The sequence below is a fragment of the Bradyrhizobium sp. sGM-13 genome (genome assembly GCF_018398875.1).
GTDB lineage: Bacteria > Pseudomonadota > Alphaproteobacteria > Rhizobiales > Xanthobacteraceae > Bradyrhizobium.
The window spans coordinates 270679-284308 of the sequence record NZ_JAGWDK010000009.1 but is presented as its reverse complement, the minus strand read 5'-3'; the positions used below and the strand labels follow the sequence as shown (position 1 = coordinate 284308).

12 protein-coding genes and 1 pseudogene are annotated in these 13630 nt (G+C 63.5%); 8 read left to right on the top strand and 5 right to left on the bottom strand.

What is annotated here, in order from left to right; all coding sequences use genetic code 11:
* Positions 1–293 precede the first annotated feature (293 nt).
* From KJQ96_RS16515 to KJQ96_RS16505, 3 genes are read left to right on the top strand one after another with little or no spacing between them, the layout of a single operon-like run.
* Positions 294–755 carry a (2Fe-2S)-binding protein gene (locus tag KJQ96_RS16515; protein ID WP_213287645.1) on the top strand — a complete coding sequence of 154 codons (462 nt, stop codon included), beginning with the start codon at positions 294–296 and terminating at the stop codon, positions 753–755.
* Between the two features lie 3 nt (positions 756–758).
* Positions 759–2942 (top strand): xanthine dehydrogenase family protein molybdopterin-binding subunit, encoded by a 2184-nt coding sequence (locus KJQ96_RS16510; RefSeq protein WP_213287644.1) that lies wholly within the window; start codon positions 759–761, stop codon positions 2940–2942.
* Positions 2939–3559, top strand: coding sequence for an Isoquinoline 1-oxidoreductase subunit (locus KJQ96_RS16505; RefSeq protein ID WP_213287643.1), 621 nt, complete (start codon positions 2939–2941; stop codon positions 3557–3559). Before KJQ96_RS16510 ends, KJQ96_RS16505 begins: the two co-directional genes overlap by 4 nt.
* 122 nt (positions 3560–3681) lie before the next feature.
* On the opposite strand, the gene KJQ96_RS16500 is transcribed toward KJQ96_RS16505, so the two are convergent.
* From KJQ96_RS16500 to KJQ96_RS16480, 5 genes and pseudogenes are all read right to left on the bottom strand, one after another.
* Positions 3682–4719, bottom strand: a complete 1038-nt coding sequence (locus KJQ96_RS16500; RefSeq protein WP_213287642.1) for an ABC transporter permease — start codon at positions 4717–4719, stop codon at positions 3682–3684.
* A gap of 10 nt (positions 4720–4729) precedes the next feature.
* The gene (locus KJQ96_RS16495; RefSeq protein WP_213287641.1) at positions 4730–6232 is read right to left on the bottom strand and encodes a sugar ABC transporter ATP-binding protein; all 1503 of its coding nucleotides are present in this window, start codon (positions 6230–6232) and stop codon (positions 4730–4732) included.
* A gap of 6 nt (positions 6233–6238) precedes the next feature.
* Entirely contained in the window at positions 6239–7258 is a 1020-nt protein-coding gene (locus KJQ96_RS16490) for a sugar ABC transporter substrate-binding protein (RefSeq protein WP_057844300.1), read from the bottom strand.
* A 143-nt stretch (positions 7259–7401) separates the two neighbouring features.
* Entirely contained in the window at positions 7402–7611 is a 210-nt protein-coding gene (locus KJQ96_RS16485) for a hypothetical protein (RefSeq protein ID WP_213287640.1), read from the bottom strand.
* Between the two features lie 66 nt (positions 7612–7677).
* Positions 7678–7931, bottom strand: a pseudogene (locus KJQ96_RS16480) (globin); the annotation flags it as partial.
* Between the two features lie 462 nt (positions 7932–8393).
* Here KJQ96_RS16480 and KJQ96_RS16475 point away from each other — a divergent pair.
* The 5 genes from KJQ96_RS16475 to KJQ96_RS16455 all read left to right on the top strand — a co-directional run bounded on the left by KJQ96_RS16475 (position 8394) and on the right by KJQ96_RS16455 (position 13615).
* Entirely contained in the window at positions 8394–8765 is a 372-nt protein-coding gene (locus tag KJQ96_RS16475; protein ID WP_213287639.1) for a DUF2946 domain-containing protein, read from the top strand.
* Positions 8766–8858: 93 nt separating this feature from the next.
* Positions 8859–11252, top strand: a complete 2394-nt coding sequence (locus KJQ96_RS16470) for a TonB-dependent receptor (protein WP_213287638.1) — start codon at positions 8859–8861, stop codon at positions 11250–11252.
* 26 nt (positions 11253–11278) lie between these two features.
* The gene (locus KJQ96_RS16465) at positions 11279–12493 is read left to right on the top strand and encodes a sialidase family protein (protein WP_213287637.1); all 1215 of its coding nucleotides are present in this window, start codon (positions 11279–11281) and stop codon (positions 12491–12493) included.
* Positions 12490–12996, top strand: a complete 507-nt coding sequence (locus KJQ96_RS16460; RefSeq protein ID WP_213287636.1) for a TlpA disulfide reductase family protein — start codon at positions 12490–12492, stop codon at positions 12994–12996. Before KJQ96_RS16465 ends, KJQ96_RS16460 begins: the two co-directional genes overlap by 4 nt.
* A 112-nt stretch (positions 12997–13108) precedes the next feature.
* On the top strand, positions 13109–13615 hold the full coding sequence (locus KJQ96_RS16455; protein WP_213287635.1) for a copper chaperone PCu(A)C: 507 nt from the start codon (positions 13109–13111) through the stop codon (positions 13613–13615).
* Positions 13616–13630 lie beyond the last annotated feature (15 nt).

The window sequence follows — 13630 nt, the reverse complement described above, 5'->3', positions numbered from 1 at the left end:
AGGTAGCGAAGGTCGTCGAAGCCGCGCGGCATTTATTGCACGACCTTATAAGTCCTTGCAGATTATAGGGACTAGTCGCGGCAGAGCCATCCCCTAATTGTCATCATGGCCCGAGGCATCGCGTAACGCGATGCTTCCCGAAGCTGCGCTTCCCATCGCACATGCTGCGCACCGGTGAATCGTGTTCGAAGCCAGGGAACCGGTCATGAGGCAGCGTAGTTATTCGATGCCCGTGGGGCGGCGCATGGGCCGCCGTCTGCATCAATCAGTGCTCAGCAAACCGGGAGGCAGCAATGGCGCTCGCGATCAAGGTCAACGGTACCATGCAGAGTGTCGATGTCGATAATGACGCGCCGCTCCTCTGGGTCCTGCGTGATGCGCTCGGCCTGGCCGGCACCAAGTTCGGCTGTGGTGTCGCACAATGCGGCGCCTGCACCGTGTTCGTGGATGGCAAGCCAATGCGCTCCTGTACCCTGCCGATCTCGGCGCTCGGCACCCGCGAGGTGACCACCATCGAGGGTGTCTCCGGGCGGGAGGCCGAGGCGGTACAGCAAGCCTGGATCGCGCGCGACGTGCCGCAATGCGGCTACTGCCAGTCAGGCCAGGTGATGAGCGCCGTCGCGCTCCTCAAGCAGATCAAGCAACCGAGCGACCGCGACATCGATCTCGCGATGAACGGCAACGTCTGCCGCTGCGCCACCTACGCCCGTATTCGCGCCGCGATCCACGACGCCGCCCGCGCACTGGAGGGCTGAGCCATGACGACACACGACGTTGCGCTTTCACGCCGCGCGATGCTCAAGGGCGCCGCCGGCCTCGTCATCGGCCTTTATCTGCCCGAGAAGGCGCGCGCGCAATCGGGCGCGGCGCACGCCTTCCGTCGCGCCGCCGGCGGCGCTGATTTCGCGCCCAACGCCTTCATTCGCATCGGCGCGGACGATACGGTGACCGTACTGATCAAGCATATCGAGTTCGGCCAGGGTCCCTTCACCGGTCTCGCAACCCTCGTCGCCGAGGAGCTCGACGCCGACTGGTCGAAGGTGCGGGCCGAGCACGCGCCCTCCAACACCGACTTCTACAAGAATTTGGCCTTCGGCGTGCAGGGCACGGGCGGCTCCACCGCGATCGCCAATTCGTACGATCAGATGCGCAAGGCGGGCGCGACTGCGCGCGCCATGCTGGTCGCCGCCGCGGCGCAAAGTTGGGGCGTGCCGGCGCGCGAGATCACGGTTGAGCGCGGCGTGCTGCGCCATACCGGGACCGGTCGCGAGGGCCGATTTGGGCAGTTCGCCGAGGCAGCCGCACGCCAGCCGGTCCCGGCCGACCCGCCGCTCAAGGATCCGTCTGTCTTCCGGTTGATCGGCCGCGACGACGGCTCGGTCAAGAAGCTCGACAGTGCCGCGAAATCCAACGGAACGGCGCAGTTCACGATCGACATGCGCGAACCCGGAATGCTCACCGTCGTCGTGGCGCACCCGCCGCGGTTCGGCGCCCGGGTCGCGTCCTTCGATGCGAGCGCGGCACGCGCGGTCCAAGGCGTGGTCGACGTCAAGCAGGTGCCAACCGGCGTGGCCGTCTACGCCAACGGCACCTGGCCGGCGATCAAGGGGCGCGAACAATTGCGCATCAGTTGGGACGAGTCGGCCGCCGAGAAGCGCAGCAGCGACCAGCTCATCGAGGAATACCGCGCGCTGGCGCGCCGGCCTGGCCGTATTGCCGGCGCCCACGGGGACGCGATCACGACGCTCGCGCGCGCCGAGAGAATCATCGAGGCCGAGTACGTCTTCCCCTATCTCGCGCACGCCCCCATGGAGCCGCTCGACGGCTTCCTGGGCTGGGACGGACAGCGCGCGCATGCCCGCTTCGGCAGCCAGTTGCAGACGCTCGATCACCAGACGATCGCCACGGTGCTTGGGCTCAAGCCGGAGCAGGTGGAACTGGAAACGATGCTCGCCGGCGGCAGTTTCGGGCGCCGGGCGCAGCAAACGAGTCATCTGGCGGCGGAATTGGCCGAGGTGACGAAGGCGATCGGCCCTGGCCGGCCCGTGAAGCTCGTCTGGACGCGCGAGGATGACATCCGCGGCGGCTATTACCGTCCGCTCATCGTGCACCGTATGCGCGGCGGCCTCGGTGATGGCAAGATCGTCGCCTGGACCGACACCGTCGTCAGCCAATCGATCTTGAAGGGTTCGCCCTTCGAGGCCGTGATGGCAAAGGGCGGCATCGACGCCACGTCGGTCGAGGGCGCGAAGGAAATTCCCTACGATATCGCCGATTTCCGCTGCGATCTGCACACGACGGATGTTGGCGTGCCGGTCCTGTGGTGGCGCTCCGTCGGCCATACGCATACCGGATATGCGGTCGAATGCTTCGTCGACGAACTGCTGCAGGCGACAGGGCAGGATCCGGTGGCGGGCCGGCTCGCCATGATGGGCAAGGCGCCGCGCGAGGCTGGCGTGCTGCGCGCCGTGGCTGAGCTCGCGCAATGGTCCGGGCCCGGCCCGGTCAATGGCCGCGCCCGCGGCGTCGCGGTAGTGAAGAGCTTCGACAGCTATGTCGCCCAGATCGCCGAGGTCTCGGCTGGCGACGACGGCCCGCGCGTGCATAAGGTCTGGTGCGCCGTCGATTGCGGCGTGCCGGTCAATCCGGACGTGATCCGCGCGCAGATGGAAGGGGGCATCGGTTTCGGTGTCGGTGCGGCACTCTACGGCGAGGTGGCTCTCGACGAGGGCCGGCCAGTGCCGGCGAATTTCGACACCTACCGCGTGCTGCGCATCCACGAGATGCCTCAGGTCGAGGTGCGCGTCGTCAACTCGTCCGAGAAGCCGACGGGCGTCGGCGAGCCGGGCGTGCCGCCGATCGGGCCCGCTGTCGCCAACGCAATGGCACGGCTCGGCCTCGGGCGGCCGCGCCGGCTGCCACTGGTGAGGGCGGTCGCATGATGCGTGCACAGGCTTTCCTCGCGGCGGGGGTGGCCGCCGTGACGGTTCTCGTCGCGGCCGCGGTAGCGCAGACCACCCGACAGCCGACTGCGAAGGACTTGCGCCCCGTCCCGAGCTTCCAGAACATCGCCGATCAACAGGCGCGTTCGATCGCGCTGTTCGAAGAGGCCGGCAAGGTGCTGCAGCACGCGCGTTGCGTAAACTGCCACCCGGCGACCGAGCGGCCGTTGCAGAGCGACGCGATGCGGCCGCATCAGCCGCTCGTGGTGCGCGGGGCCGACGGGCACGGCGTGCCCGGCATGACCTGCAATACCTGCCACCACGCCGCGAATTTCGATGCCGCCCGCGTGCCCGGTCACCCGCAGTGGCACCTCGCCCCGGCGTCGATGGCTTGGGAGGGGCGTACGCTCGGCGAGATCTGCGCGCAGATCAAGGATCCGAACCGCAACGGCGGCAAGGACATGGCCGCGCTCCTTCACCACATGGCGGAGGACACGCTCGTGGGCTGGGGCTGGGCACCCGGCCCTGGCCGCGAGCCGGCGCCGGGAACGCAGGCAGCGTTCGGCGGCCTGCTGCGGGCCTGGGCTGATGCTGGCGCGCATTGCCCGCCGTCATGAGGCCGAGGTGTTAACGCCGTATGCTTCCAGGAATGTCCCTGCGGGTCTTGGCTTATCACAAAAGCGTTTCGCACCGGTCGCTGCAGGGCAACTCTCCCAAGGACCGATTTGGCGAGCGTGTGTTAGTCCGCCGTCCGCTCCCGCAAGCGCTGCGCATAGACGTTGATCACCAGCGCGGCGAGCAGGATCAGGCCGCGGATCAAAATCTTCAGGAAGCTATCGATGTTGACGTGATCGAGCCCGTTGTTGAGGACGCCGAGCACGAACAGGCCGACAATGGTGTTGCCGATGCCGCCGCGGCCGCCAAAGAGACTGGTGCCGCCGACCACGACGGCGGCGATCGAATCAAGAAGATAAGTGTCGAACTCGTTCTGCTGCGCGCTGCCGAAATGCGCGACGCCGAGCATGCCGCCGATACCGGCGCAGACGGCTGATATCACCATGACGCTGCCGAGGATGAGCTTGACGTTGAGGCCGGAATATTCCGCCGCTTCGCGGTTTCCGCCGACCATGTAGACGTAGCGGCCGAAGCGGGTGTAGGTCAGCACCAGATGGCCGCCGAGCAGCATCAAGGCCGCCACGATCACGATCCAGGGAATGCCGCCGATCGACGTTGAGCCAAGCGTCGTGACCAGCGGCGGCACCTTGTAGGCGATCTGTCCGCGCACCAACAGCGCCGAGATGCCGGCCGCGATCTGCATCATCGCCAGCGTCATGATAAACGAGGGGATGCCGATCACCGTCAGGCCGAAGGCGTTGACGAGGCCGAGCAGAGCGCAAAGCGCCAGCGCCAAGAGGATAGCAGCCCATCCGGGCATCGGCACGTTGGCAATGTTGACGTAGGATTCCTGCAGCGTGAAATAGGCGACTGCAATGCCGGTGACGTTGGCGATGGCGGCGATCGAGAGGTCGATTTCGGCGCAGAGAATCACGAAGGTGAGGCCGACGGCGATGATGCCGGTGACCGAAATCTGGGTCAGGATGTTGCCGAGATTGTCGAGCGTCGCAAACGACGGACTGGCGGCGGCGAAGAAGCCGAACAGGCAGATCAGTGTCAGGAAGGGCGCGATATTGCGCATCTGGGAGCGCAGCATCACGGCGAGCCGGTGCGGGCGTTTGCGATCTGGAGCGGGGACTGTCACGCTTTCACCTGAAGTCATGTCGGTCTCCTCACGCCGCTTCGAGCAGGCGGTCCTTGCTGATCCGTTCGTTGGAAAATTCGCGCACCACCGCGCCGCGCTTGAGCACGATGATGCGGTCGGCAAGCGACAGCACCGTCTCCGGCTCGGTGGAGAGCACGATGACGGCGAGCCCCTTGGCGCGCAAATCCCTGACGATGTGGATGACGTCGTTCTTGGCGCCAACATCCATGCCGCGGGTCGGTTCGCACAGCACCAATAGCCGCGGCGGATAGCTCAACCACTTCGCCAGCGCGACCTTCTGCTGATTGCCGCCCGAGAGCATGCCGAGATCGAGTTCGACCGCGGCGGGTCGGATCCGCAACTGGTCGACCTGGCGCGCGGCGATCTTGCGTTCGCGCGAGGGCTTCAGCAGCAGGGATGAAATGCGGTCGAGGACGCTGATCGAGATGTTCTTGTAGACTGGCTCCTGGTGGAACAGCATGTCGCGCCGGCTCTCGGGCACAAAGGCGATGCCGGCGCGGCGCGCGCCGGCCGTGCTGCGGAAGGCTTTTTGTTCGCCGGCGATCGCCAGCGAGCCCTGGTCGGGTTTGAGCTTGCCGAACAGGATCCGCGCCAGTTCGAGCTGCCCGCATCCCATAAAGCCGTAGATGCCAAGCACTTCGCCAGCGCGGACGTCGAACGAAACGTCGCGCAGGCTGCGAGCGAGCGACAGCCCGCTTGCGTTCAGCACGACCGGCCTCTCGGCGGGCGGCGGCAGCATGATGTCATGCGTGTAGGTCTCCTCCAGCGCCTCGCGGCCATGGCCGATCATGGCCTCGATCAGCGCCGGCTTGTTGGTATCGGCGGCCCTCGTCTCGGCGACCTTCCTGCCGTTGCGGAACACCGTTACGACGTTGGAGACGCGCAGGATATCCTCGATGAAATGCGAGATGAAGACAATGCTTGTGCCTTCGTCCCGCAGCCGCTTCAGGGTCGCGAACAGGCGCTCCACTTCCGGCGGCGACAGCGCCGAGGTCGGCTCGTCGAGAATGATGATGCGGGCCCCCGAGAACAGCACGCGGGCGATCTCGATCAGTTGCTGCAGGCCGATCGGAAGGTCGCCGAGCCGCGACATCGGATCGACGTCGATGCCGAAACGTTTGAGCTGCTCGCCGGCCTCGCGCGCCATGCGCCGCCATTGCACGAAGCCAAAGCGGTTGGTCGGCTGGTTGCCGAGAAACACGTTCTCGGCAACCGACAGATCGGGCGCCACGCTCAGCTCCTGATGCACCATGGCGATACCCGCCGCATGCGCGTCGCGCACCGAGCGGAAGCGGGTCTCCCGGCCGTCCAGGATGAAGCGGCCGGAAAAATCGGCATGCACGCCGGCGATGATCTTCATCAGCGTGCTTTTGCCCGCGCCGTTCTCGCCGACGAGACCATGGATCTCGCCGGGAGAAAGCGCAAAATCGACACCACGAAGGGCTTCGACGCCGCCGAAGGCCTTCGTGATCTCTTGCAGTTCGAGGATGGGCTTAAGTCCCGCGGGCATGCTGGCTCAGATCAGGAAATGGTCCTGCATCCATTGCATGCCGGCGGCATTGGCCTTTGTCACTACCGGGCCGTCGGTGATGACGTGCTTTGGAATACCCTGTCCGCTCTTCTCGCCCGCGGTTACCGCGGCGACGCCGGCAATAATGGCGCCGCCATGGATGCGGCAGGAGGGATTGCGGACGGTCGCGAACATGCGACCTTCGCTCACCGCCTGGATCGCCGGCGGCATGGCGTCGACGCCGCCGATCAGGATGTTGGTGCGGTTGCGCGCCTTCATGATGTTGTAGGCGGCCAGCGCCATGTCGTCATTGTGGAAGAAGGCCGCGTCGATCTGCGGGTACTTTGTCAGATAGGTCTCCCACAGCCGCGCCGTCTTCGAGACGTCCCAATCCGCGGGTTGCGTGTCCAGCACCTCGATGTTCGGAAATTGCTTCACCACCGTGTTAAAGCCCTTGGCGCGGCCCTGCGCGCCGGTATGGCCGAGCGCGCCCTGCGTCATGATGATCTTGCCCTTGCCGCCCATGGCGTTGCACAGCGCCTGGGTCACCGAAGCGCCCATGAACTCATTGTCGGGTGCCAGGAACGAATGAACCTTGATCTGATCGAGCGGGGCGATCAGCGTGTCCATGTCGATCACGGGAATGCCGGCATCGATCATCTTCTGCACGGGCTGGGTCAGCGTGCCGATGCCGAATGCCTGGATGGCGACGAAATCCCATTTTTGCGACGCCATGTTATCGATCGCCGCGCGTTGCTTGACCGCGTCGAGCTGGCCGTCGAACCAGGTGACTTCGACGTTGAACAGCTTGCCCCACCATTCCGCCGCCTGCTTGCCCTGGGCGCACCAGGTCGCCTGCAGGCCTGCATTGGAGAACGCAGCCTTCAACGGTTTCTCTGAACGTGCGGCCGCCGCAAGCGCTGGATTAATACCCAGTCCCCCGAGCAGGGCGGTGGCTGCGCCAGCCGCGCCGGCGGCCTGAAGAAGGTCGCGCCTGGTCGTTGCCGTTTTGTCAGTTCCGGACATCGTTTGCTCCCTCGCTTGTCGTTTGTTATGGCCGTCGGCGTCGATTGCACGCACCGCGGATCGAGGCAGTCTTTCACACTCGGCGCGTTTGCGCCACCGGATGGCTCAAGCGCCTGCCACTAGGACGTGCCGATCGGCCGTAGCTAGGGCTGGTTATTTTCACACTGCGCTGCAACGAGGCCCTCGATCTCGCCGAGCAGTTCTTGCCACGCCGCATCGATTTCGTCGGACCAGTCGGCCGCGATGATGTCGCGCAGCGTCTGCGCGATGATCCCGAAGAACGTGACGAATAGTTCGCGCGGCGTGCCAGCGCATGATCCGCCAAAGTGTGCGCGGTTTGGCGACAGGATCATGCGCCGATTCAAGAGAATAGCGCGCGATCGGACGCAAAACCGGCTTCCACTTTTGCTGATCGCGCGCGGGCGTCGTGCGAGGAAGCTTCCGATGTGATCAGACGGAAATGGCCGGTGCGTTGGCCGGCAAAATCCAGAATCGCGTCGATTGTCAGGGCCAGCATCGAGCCCTTGACGAGTTCGCTGCCCTCGGTCCGAAACATCGTCCGCGCTTCGGGATGCGTCTCGAACAGGCGGCGATAGACCAGCGGCGTCAGATCTTCGCAGCGCTCGGCGGCCAGTCCAAAACTTCGCTCGATCGGATTTGACGATGCCGTCATTGTCGTTGGCGATCGTAACGAAAAAAAGAGCAGGGCACCAAGCCCTGCTCAAAAATTGTGTCGACCCTTAATTTCCCCGAAAAGTGAGATTTGCTCTTGATTGTCGAGGCGACGCTGCTTGTGCGCGTCAGGGCTCCTCCCGAGACTTGGACCACCAAGCTTTGCCTGTCGGCAAGCCTGAGCCCGAATTGGTAGACCATCTTTTTCGTCTTGTCACCATTTTCGGCAACGTTTGTTCAAAATTCCAGCACTCTGCGAAATGATTGGGAATATGCTACTCACAGTTGTGGATTTAGCTGCAATTCGCCCGAGGCTTGGTATCTAGGTAAGGCGCCCTCTAAATGATGCAAAACGCATCGTTTTTCGCCAGCATCTTTCCTTGAAGCTGCAACATAGTTCCGGGAACTTGATCTCGACTTCGGACTCCAGTGGTGATTAAGGTCTGAAGCGGATGGGTTTGCGATGCGCCGGCGGCTGAAGAATTTCCTGCCAATCGTCCTGATTGCTCTGGTGGTGCAGATTTTTGCACCGATCGGCGCATGCTGGGCGGCGAGCATCGCGGCCTCCGATCCGCTCGCCGGTGCCGTGATCTGCCACGGCGATGGAGGGCCCGGTGCCGGGCAGGCCGACCAGACCGGCCACCGCGCCCATGACGGATGCTGTTCGGTTTGCAACGTGCTGCAGACCGGTGCGCCGGTCGCCGTGCCGGAGACTGCGGCGATCGACGTCGATCGGGTTGCCGAGCAGGTGGCCTGGTTCGACTTTGCTTTCCGGCTGACAAACGCTCGCGCCGGCAGCCACGCGCAGGCGCGTGCGCCTCCCTCCATATCCTGACCTCACTTGACCTTCGTCAAATGGTGCGGCCGCGGCCGTGCCAGTTCGTTCAGTTGAGCAAGCCAGCCAGAGCGCTGGCGTCAGGAATGTCTTATGTATCCCCCTCGTGTTTTGGGAAGCGCGAGCCTGCTTGTGCTTGGCAGTGCGCTGTCCCTTACGCCGTCGCCCGCGACCGCCCAGACGGCGTTGCCGGCGGTGACCGTCGATGCGCCGCGCGCCGCGACCGCCAGACCTGCGGCCCGAAAGCCGGCCGTTCGCGCGTCCGCCCGGACGCGGGCGAGGCCGCCTTCGGCCAACCCCGCGCCTTCCGCGTCGCTAACCGCGGGCATTACCCCGAGCGTGGCGCGCGCGCTGCTTTACCAGGCGCCGAATGGCCAGACCGAGACGACCATCGATCGTAGCCAGTTCGACAACCGGCCGTCGTTCTCCGTGGCCGACGTGCTGCGCGAGAGCCCAGGTATCTCGGTGAAGCAGGGCAACGGGCCGCGCGATATTGGCATCTCGATCCGCGGTTCCAACGCCCGAAACGGTTTTGCCATCCGCAATCTCGTGATCTTTGACGACGGCTTTCCGGTCACGCAGCCGGACGGGCTTTCTCGCAGCGACCTGATCGATCCCAAGGCCTATGGCGCGATCGATGTCATTCGGGGCCCGTCGTCAGCGCTCTTTGGCAACTATGCCACCGGCGGCGCGCTCAACTTCCGCACCCGCCCGGGGCGTACAATCGACGGGAGCGAATACGGCGTCGATGGCGGCAGCTTCGGCTATCTCAATAACTATCTCGCCGCAGGCAAGAAGGTCGGCAATTTCGAGTATTCGCTGTTCGCCAGCGATGCGCGCGGCGACGGGTTTATTCAGAACAGTTGGTTCAATACCCAGACCGTCAACTTTCTTGGCACCCTGCACGCCACGCCGGACGACCGTTTCACCATCAAGTTCATCAACAACAACCTCGATACAAAACTGCCGATCCGGCTGTCGCTCAACCAATATTATCAAAACCCATTCCAGCAAGGCTGCGAGATGGCCGGCATCGCCGGCTGCGGAACGGTTTCCCTCTTCAACAACGGCTTCAACGGGACGAGAACGCCGATCACCGCCATACAGGCCGGCCTCGGCCGCGAGGATCGCCGCACGATCGTCGGCGGCAGGTGGGAGCACGATTTCGACAACACGACCACCTGGCGCAACCAGTTCGTGTTCGACGATCGCAACATCAATCAACCGACGGGTACGACCAGCGCGATCGGCGATTTCCCGTCCTACAACTACATGAGCGACGTCACCAAGCGCGGCGAAATCCTCGGCATGGAATCGACGACGTATTTCGGCGCGTTCTACAACACGCTGACGGCGTCAAGCGATACGCGCAATGTCATGCCGGGCGGCAATGCGAAGCTCGGGCTTCTGCAGAGCAATACCTGGAGCGACACCACCAACTACGGAGTTCGCGCGCGCGAGGAACTCAAATTGGCTCCTAACCTGACGGCGATCGCCGGGATCGGATGGGAAACGACGCTTCTGAAGGGGATCAATACCTCCTACGCCTACAACACGCCAAACGTCCCGATAGCAACGCCTAGACTGGTCTCTGCCGACAGGCAATTCCAGAACACCGCGCCGGAACTGGCGCTGCTTTACAAGCTGAACCCCGAGTGGCTGCTTCGCGCACGCGTTGCCACCGGCTATGGCACGCCACAGGTCGGCAACCTCTTCGTCGATTCCACGGGCACCACCGGCAACAACACGCAACTGAAAGCGCAAAAGAACCTGGGCTACGACCTCGGCTTCGACTGGACGCCGAACAGCGCGCTTAAATTTAGCGTGACGGGCTTCTACGAGTTCTTCAGGGACGAACTCGTGACTCAGGCAACGCCTGCCAATGCACCCAATGCAAGCTTCACCTTCAACGCGCCCAAGTCGGAGCATCGCGGGGTGGAACTGGCCGCTGACTGGAAGTTCTATCCCGGCTGGCGTTTCACGGCGGCGTATACCTATCTCGATCAATACTACACTGAATATACGGAAGCTCTCAGGAGCCCCGGCGCTGGTGGAGCGGCCTTCAACTTCAATCGCGCGGGCAACAAGATTCCCGGCATCTCGCCGAACGAACTCACCGCGCGGCTTGGCTATGAGCAAACGTGGGGGCTGCTGGCAGGGCTCGGGGCGTTCGTCGAAGTCCAGTGGAAGGATTCGTTCTACATGGACAACGCCAACCTCTTGAAAGCGCCCGGCTACGAACTGGTTAATCTCAACGTTCACTACAAGACCGATCTCGCGTCCGATTACTTCAAGTCGTTGAGCATGTATGTCGAAGTCAGGAACGTATTCGACCGGACCTATGTGGCTTCCGCGAACAACATCGCAAACTCGGTGACGGTCGATGGTATCCAGAATCCCGCCGGCGTATTGGCCAACACGACCGGCTCGATCTACGCCGGTTCGCCGCGCGCGTTCATCGCCGGCATGAAGCTGGCGTTCAAATGATCGGACAGCACAGGAGGAGTAAAGCCATGCTGCGAATGAGCCTGCTCGCGATGCTCGCCCTCTCGCTTTGCCAAAGTGCAGCGCAAGCGCAAATGAGCCATCATCAGCACGCCTCGGAAGCGGCGTGCGAGGAGACAGCGTTGCGCTGCGCGTCGAAGGTCATGCCGGCCTTCGCGCCGGATGGAACGCTGTGGCTCGCCTGGATGGCCGGAGGCCAGATATCGGTCGCGAGTTCGAAGGGTCAGGGGCGCAGCTTTTCGACGTCGGTTCAGGTGACAAAAGAAAAGCTCAACCTCGATTGGGGTCCGGATGCGCGTCCGCAGATCGTCATCGACAAGAACGGCGGCATCGCATTGGCGTTTTCGCGCTTCCGGGACAAGGCGTTCAATGGTCAGGTGCTGACCACGAGGTCGACCGATGGCGGCCAGAGCTTTGCTGAGCTGCGGCCGATTACCCCAAGCAACGAGAGCCAGCGCTTTGTCGCACTCGGCCTCGATGCTGACGGTTCGGTGTTTGCGGCCTGGATCGACAAGCGCAACCGCTTGCCTGCGCGTGAGGAGGGCAGGAAATATGAAGGGGCAGGGCTGTTCTTTGCCTCATCAAAGGACGGCGGCGCGACCTATTCCGAGACGCACCTCGCAGCCGACAATACCTGCGAATGCTGCCGGCTCGGCTTGGCGTTCGCAGGCGCCGGCCGTCCGGTGGTGGTGTTCAGGAACATCTTCGACGGCGGTGTGCGCGATCACGCGATCATGACGTTCGCCGACCCGGAGACGCCGGGCGAGGCTCGCCGCGTCAGCCGTGACGATTGGCAGATTGCCGCGTGCCCGCATCATGGGCCAAGTCTTTCGATCTCGCCCGCCGGCACTTACCACGTGACGTGGTACACCAACGGCAAGGTGCGCAAGGGGCTGTTCTATGCCCGCTCGCAAGACGAGGGACGTACGTTTTCCGATCCGCTTCCGCTCGGCCGCGCCGATCGCAATCCTACGCGGCCCTACGTTCTTGCCGGCCCGCGTGGCACTACCATGGTCTGGAAGGAGTTCGACGGCGAGAAGACCGCGGTCAACGCGATTGTCTCGCATGATGAGGGCAAGAGCTGGTCAACGCCGGTCGCGATCGCTACGACGACGGATACATCCGACCACCCGTTGCTGGTCAGTGACGGGCAGAAGGTCTACCTTTCGTGGATGACCAAGGCCGACGGATATCGCCTTCTACCGATCGGAGATGGATCATGAAACGCTTTCTGCTCGCCGTCATATTCCTCGTTGCCTGTCTGGGCGGAGCGCCTGGCGCCGAGACGTCGTCCGAGTTCACGCTCAAGCCATTCGTGCGGGGAAGCTGGCAGGACGTGCTGCGTTCGCATGCCGGGCGCCCGACGCTGGTGCATTTCTGGGGCGTCACCTGCGGTCCTTGCAAGGTCGAATTGCCGCTGCTCGGACAATTCATGAAGGACCATTCCGAGATCGACGTCGTGATGGTCAGCGCCGATCTCGTTCCGAATCTGCCCGGCCCAACGCGCGCGATGCTGGAGAAGGCCGGGCTGGAATCGGCGGAGAACTGGATTTTCAGTGACGGCTTCGTCGAACGCCTCCGGTTCGAGATCGATCCTGCCTGGCAGGGGGATATCCCGCGCACGCTCCTGATTGGACGGGATGGAACCGTGACCACGATCGAAGGTTCGGCGGAAATGCCGGACCTCGAAAAATGGTTGATTCAGCAAAAGGCCGCGAAGAAATAAGGACGCAATCCCGCTATTGTGAACATGAACGTTGCATTCTCACGTTAATGCAACGGCGGCCCGCGGCCGTCCGTTGTGTGTCGGCCATACTTCATAAATCGAAAGACATCCGATGAAACCTGTCTTGCCATTGTTCGCCTTCGCCACCCTGTTTGCTCTTCTGGGTACGCCCACGCACGCGCAGGAGGTCAAGGCCGGAGACCTCGTCATCAAGCAAGCCTGGAGCCGCGCTACACCGAGCGGCGCAAAAATCGCCGGCGGCTATCTCACCGTCGAAAACAAGGGCAGCGCGCCGGACAAGCTTGTTGGCGGCTCGGGCGATAACATCGGCAAGGTCGAAATTCACGAGATGGCGATGAACAACGGCGTCATGACGATGCGGCCGCTCGACAAGGGCCTGCCGATCGAGCCGGGCAAGGCCGTCAAGCTCGCGCCGGGCGGCTATCATCTGATGCTGATGGATCTCAAGCAGCCCTTCAGGCAAGGCGACAAGGTGCCGGTCACCCTCGAATTCGAGAAGGCGGGAAAGGTGACGTTGTCGCTCGACGTGCAGGGCGTCGGCGCGCGGGGGCCGGCGGGCGGCGAAATGAAGCACGATCATTCCGGCATGAAGAAATAGGCAGCGAGCAATTTG

Excerpts from the sequence above, each read along its gene's own strand:
- KJQ96_RS16470 (WP_213287638.1), top strand. The coding sequence starts at position 8,859 with ATGTATCCCCCTCGTGTTTTGGGAAGCGCGAGCCTGCTTGTGCTTGGC.
- KJQ96_RS16500 (WP_213287642.1), bottom strand. The coding sequence starts at position 4,719 with ATGACTTCAGGTGAAAGCGTGACAGTCCCCGCTCCAGATCGCAAACGC.
- KJQ96_RS16465 (WP_213287637.1), top strand. The coding sequence starts at position 11,279 with ATGCTGCGAATGAGCCTGCTCGCGATGCTCGCCCTCTCGCTTTGCCAA.
- KJQ96_RS16485 (WP_213287640.1), bottom strand. The coding sequence starts at position 7,611 with ATGATCCTGTCGCCAAACCGCGCACACTTTGGCGGATCATGCGCTGGC.
- KJQ96_RS16490 (WP_057844300.1), bottom strand. The coding sequence starts at position 7,258 with ATGTCCGGAACTGACAAAACGGCAACGACCAGGCGCGACCTTCTTCAG.
- KJQ96_RS16460 (WP_213287636.1), top strand. The coding sequence starts at position 12,490 with ATGAAACGCTTTCTGCTCGCCGTCATATTCCTCGTTGCCTGTCTGGGC.
- KJQ96_RS16515 (WP_213287645.1), top strand. The coding sequence starts at position 294 with ATGGCGCTCGCGATCAAGGTCAACGGTACCATGCAGAGTGTCGATGTC.
- KJQ96_RS16505 (WP_213287643.1), top strand. The coding sequence starts at position 2,939 with ATGATGCGTGCACAGGCTTTCCTCGCGGCGGGGGTGGCCGCCGTGACG.
- KJQ96_RS16510 (WP_213287644.1), top strand. The coding sequence starts at position 759 with ATGACGACACACGACGTTGCGCTTTCACGCCGCGCGATGCTCAAGGGC.
- KJQ96_RS16455 (WP_213287635.1), top strand. The coding sequence starts at position 13,109 with ATGAAACCTGTCTTGCCATTGTTCGCCTTCGCCACCCTGTTTGCTCTT.
- KJQ96_RS16475 (WP_213287639.1), top strand. The coding sequence starts at position 8,394 with ATGCGCCGGCGGCTGAAGAATTTCCTGCCAATCGTCCTGATTGCTCTG.
- KJQ96_RS16495 (WP_213287641.1), bottom strand. The coding sequence starts at position 6,232 with ATGCCCGCGGGACTTAAGCCCATCCTCGAACTGCAAGAGATCACGAAG.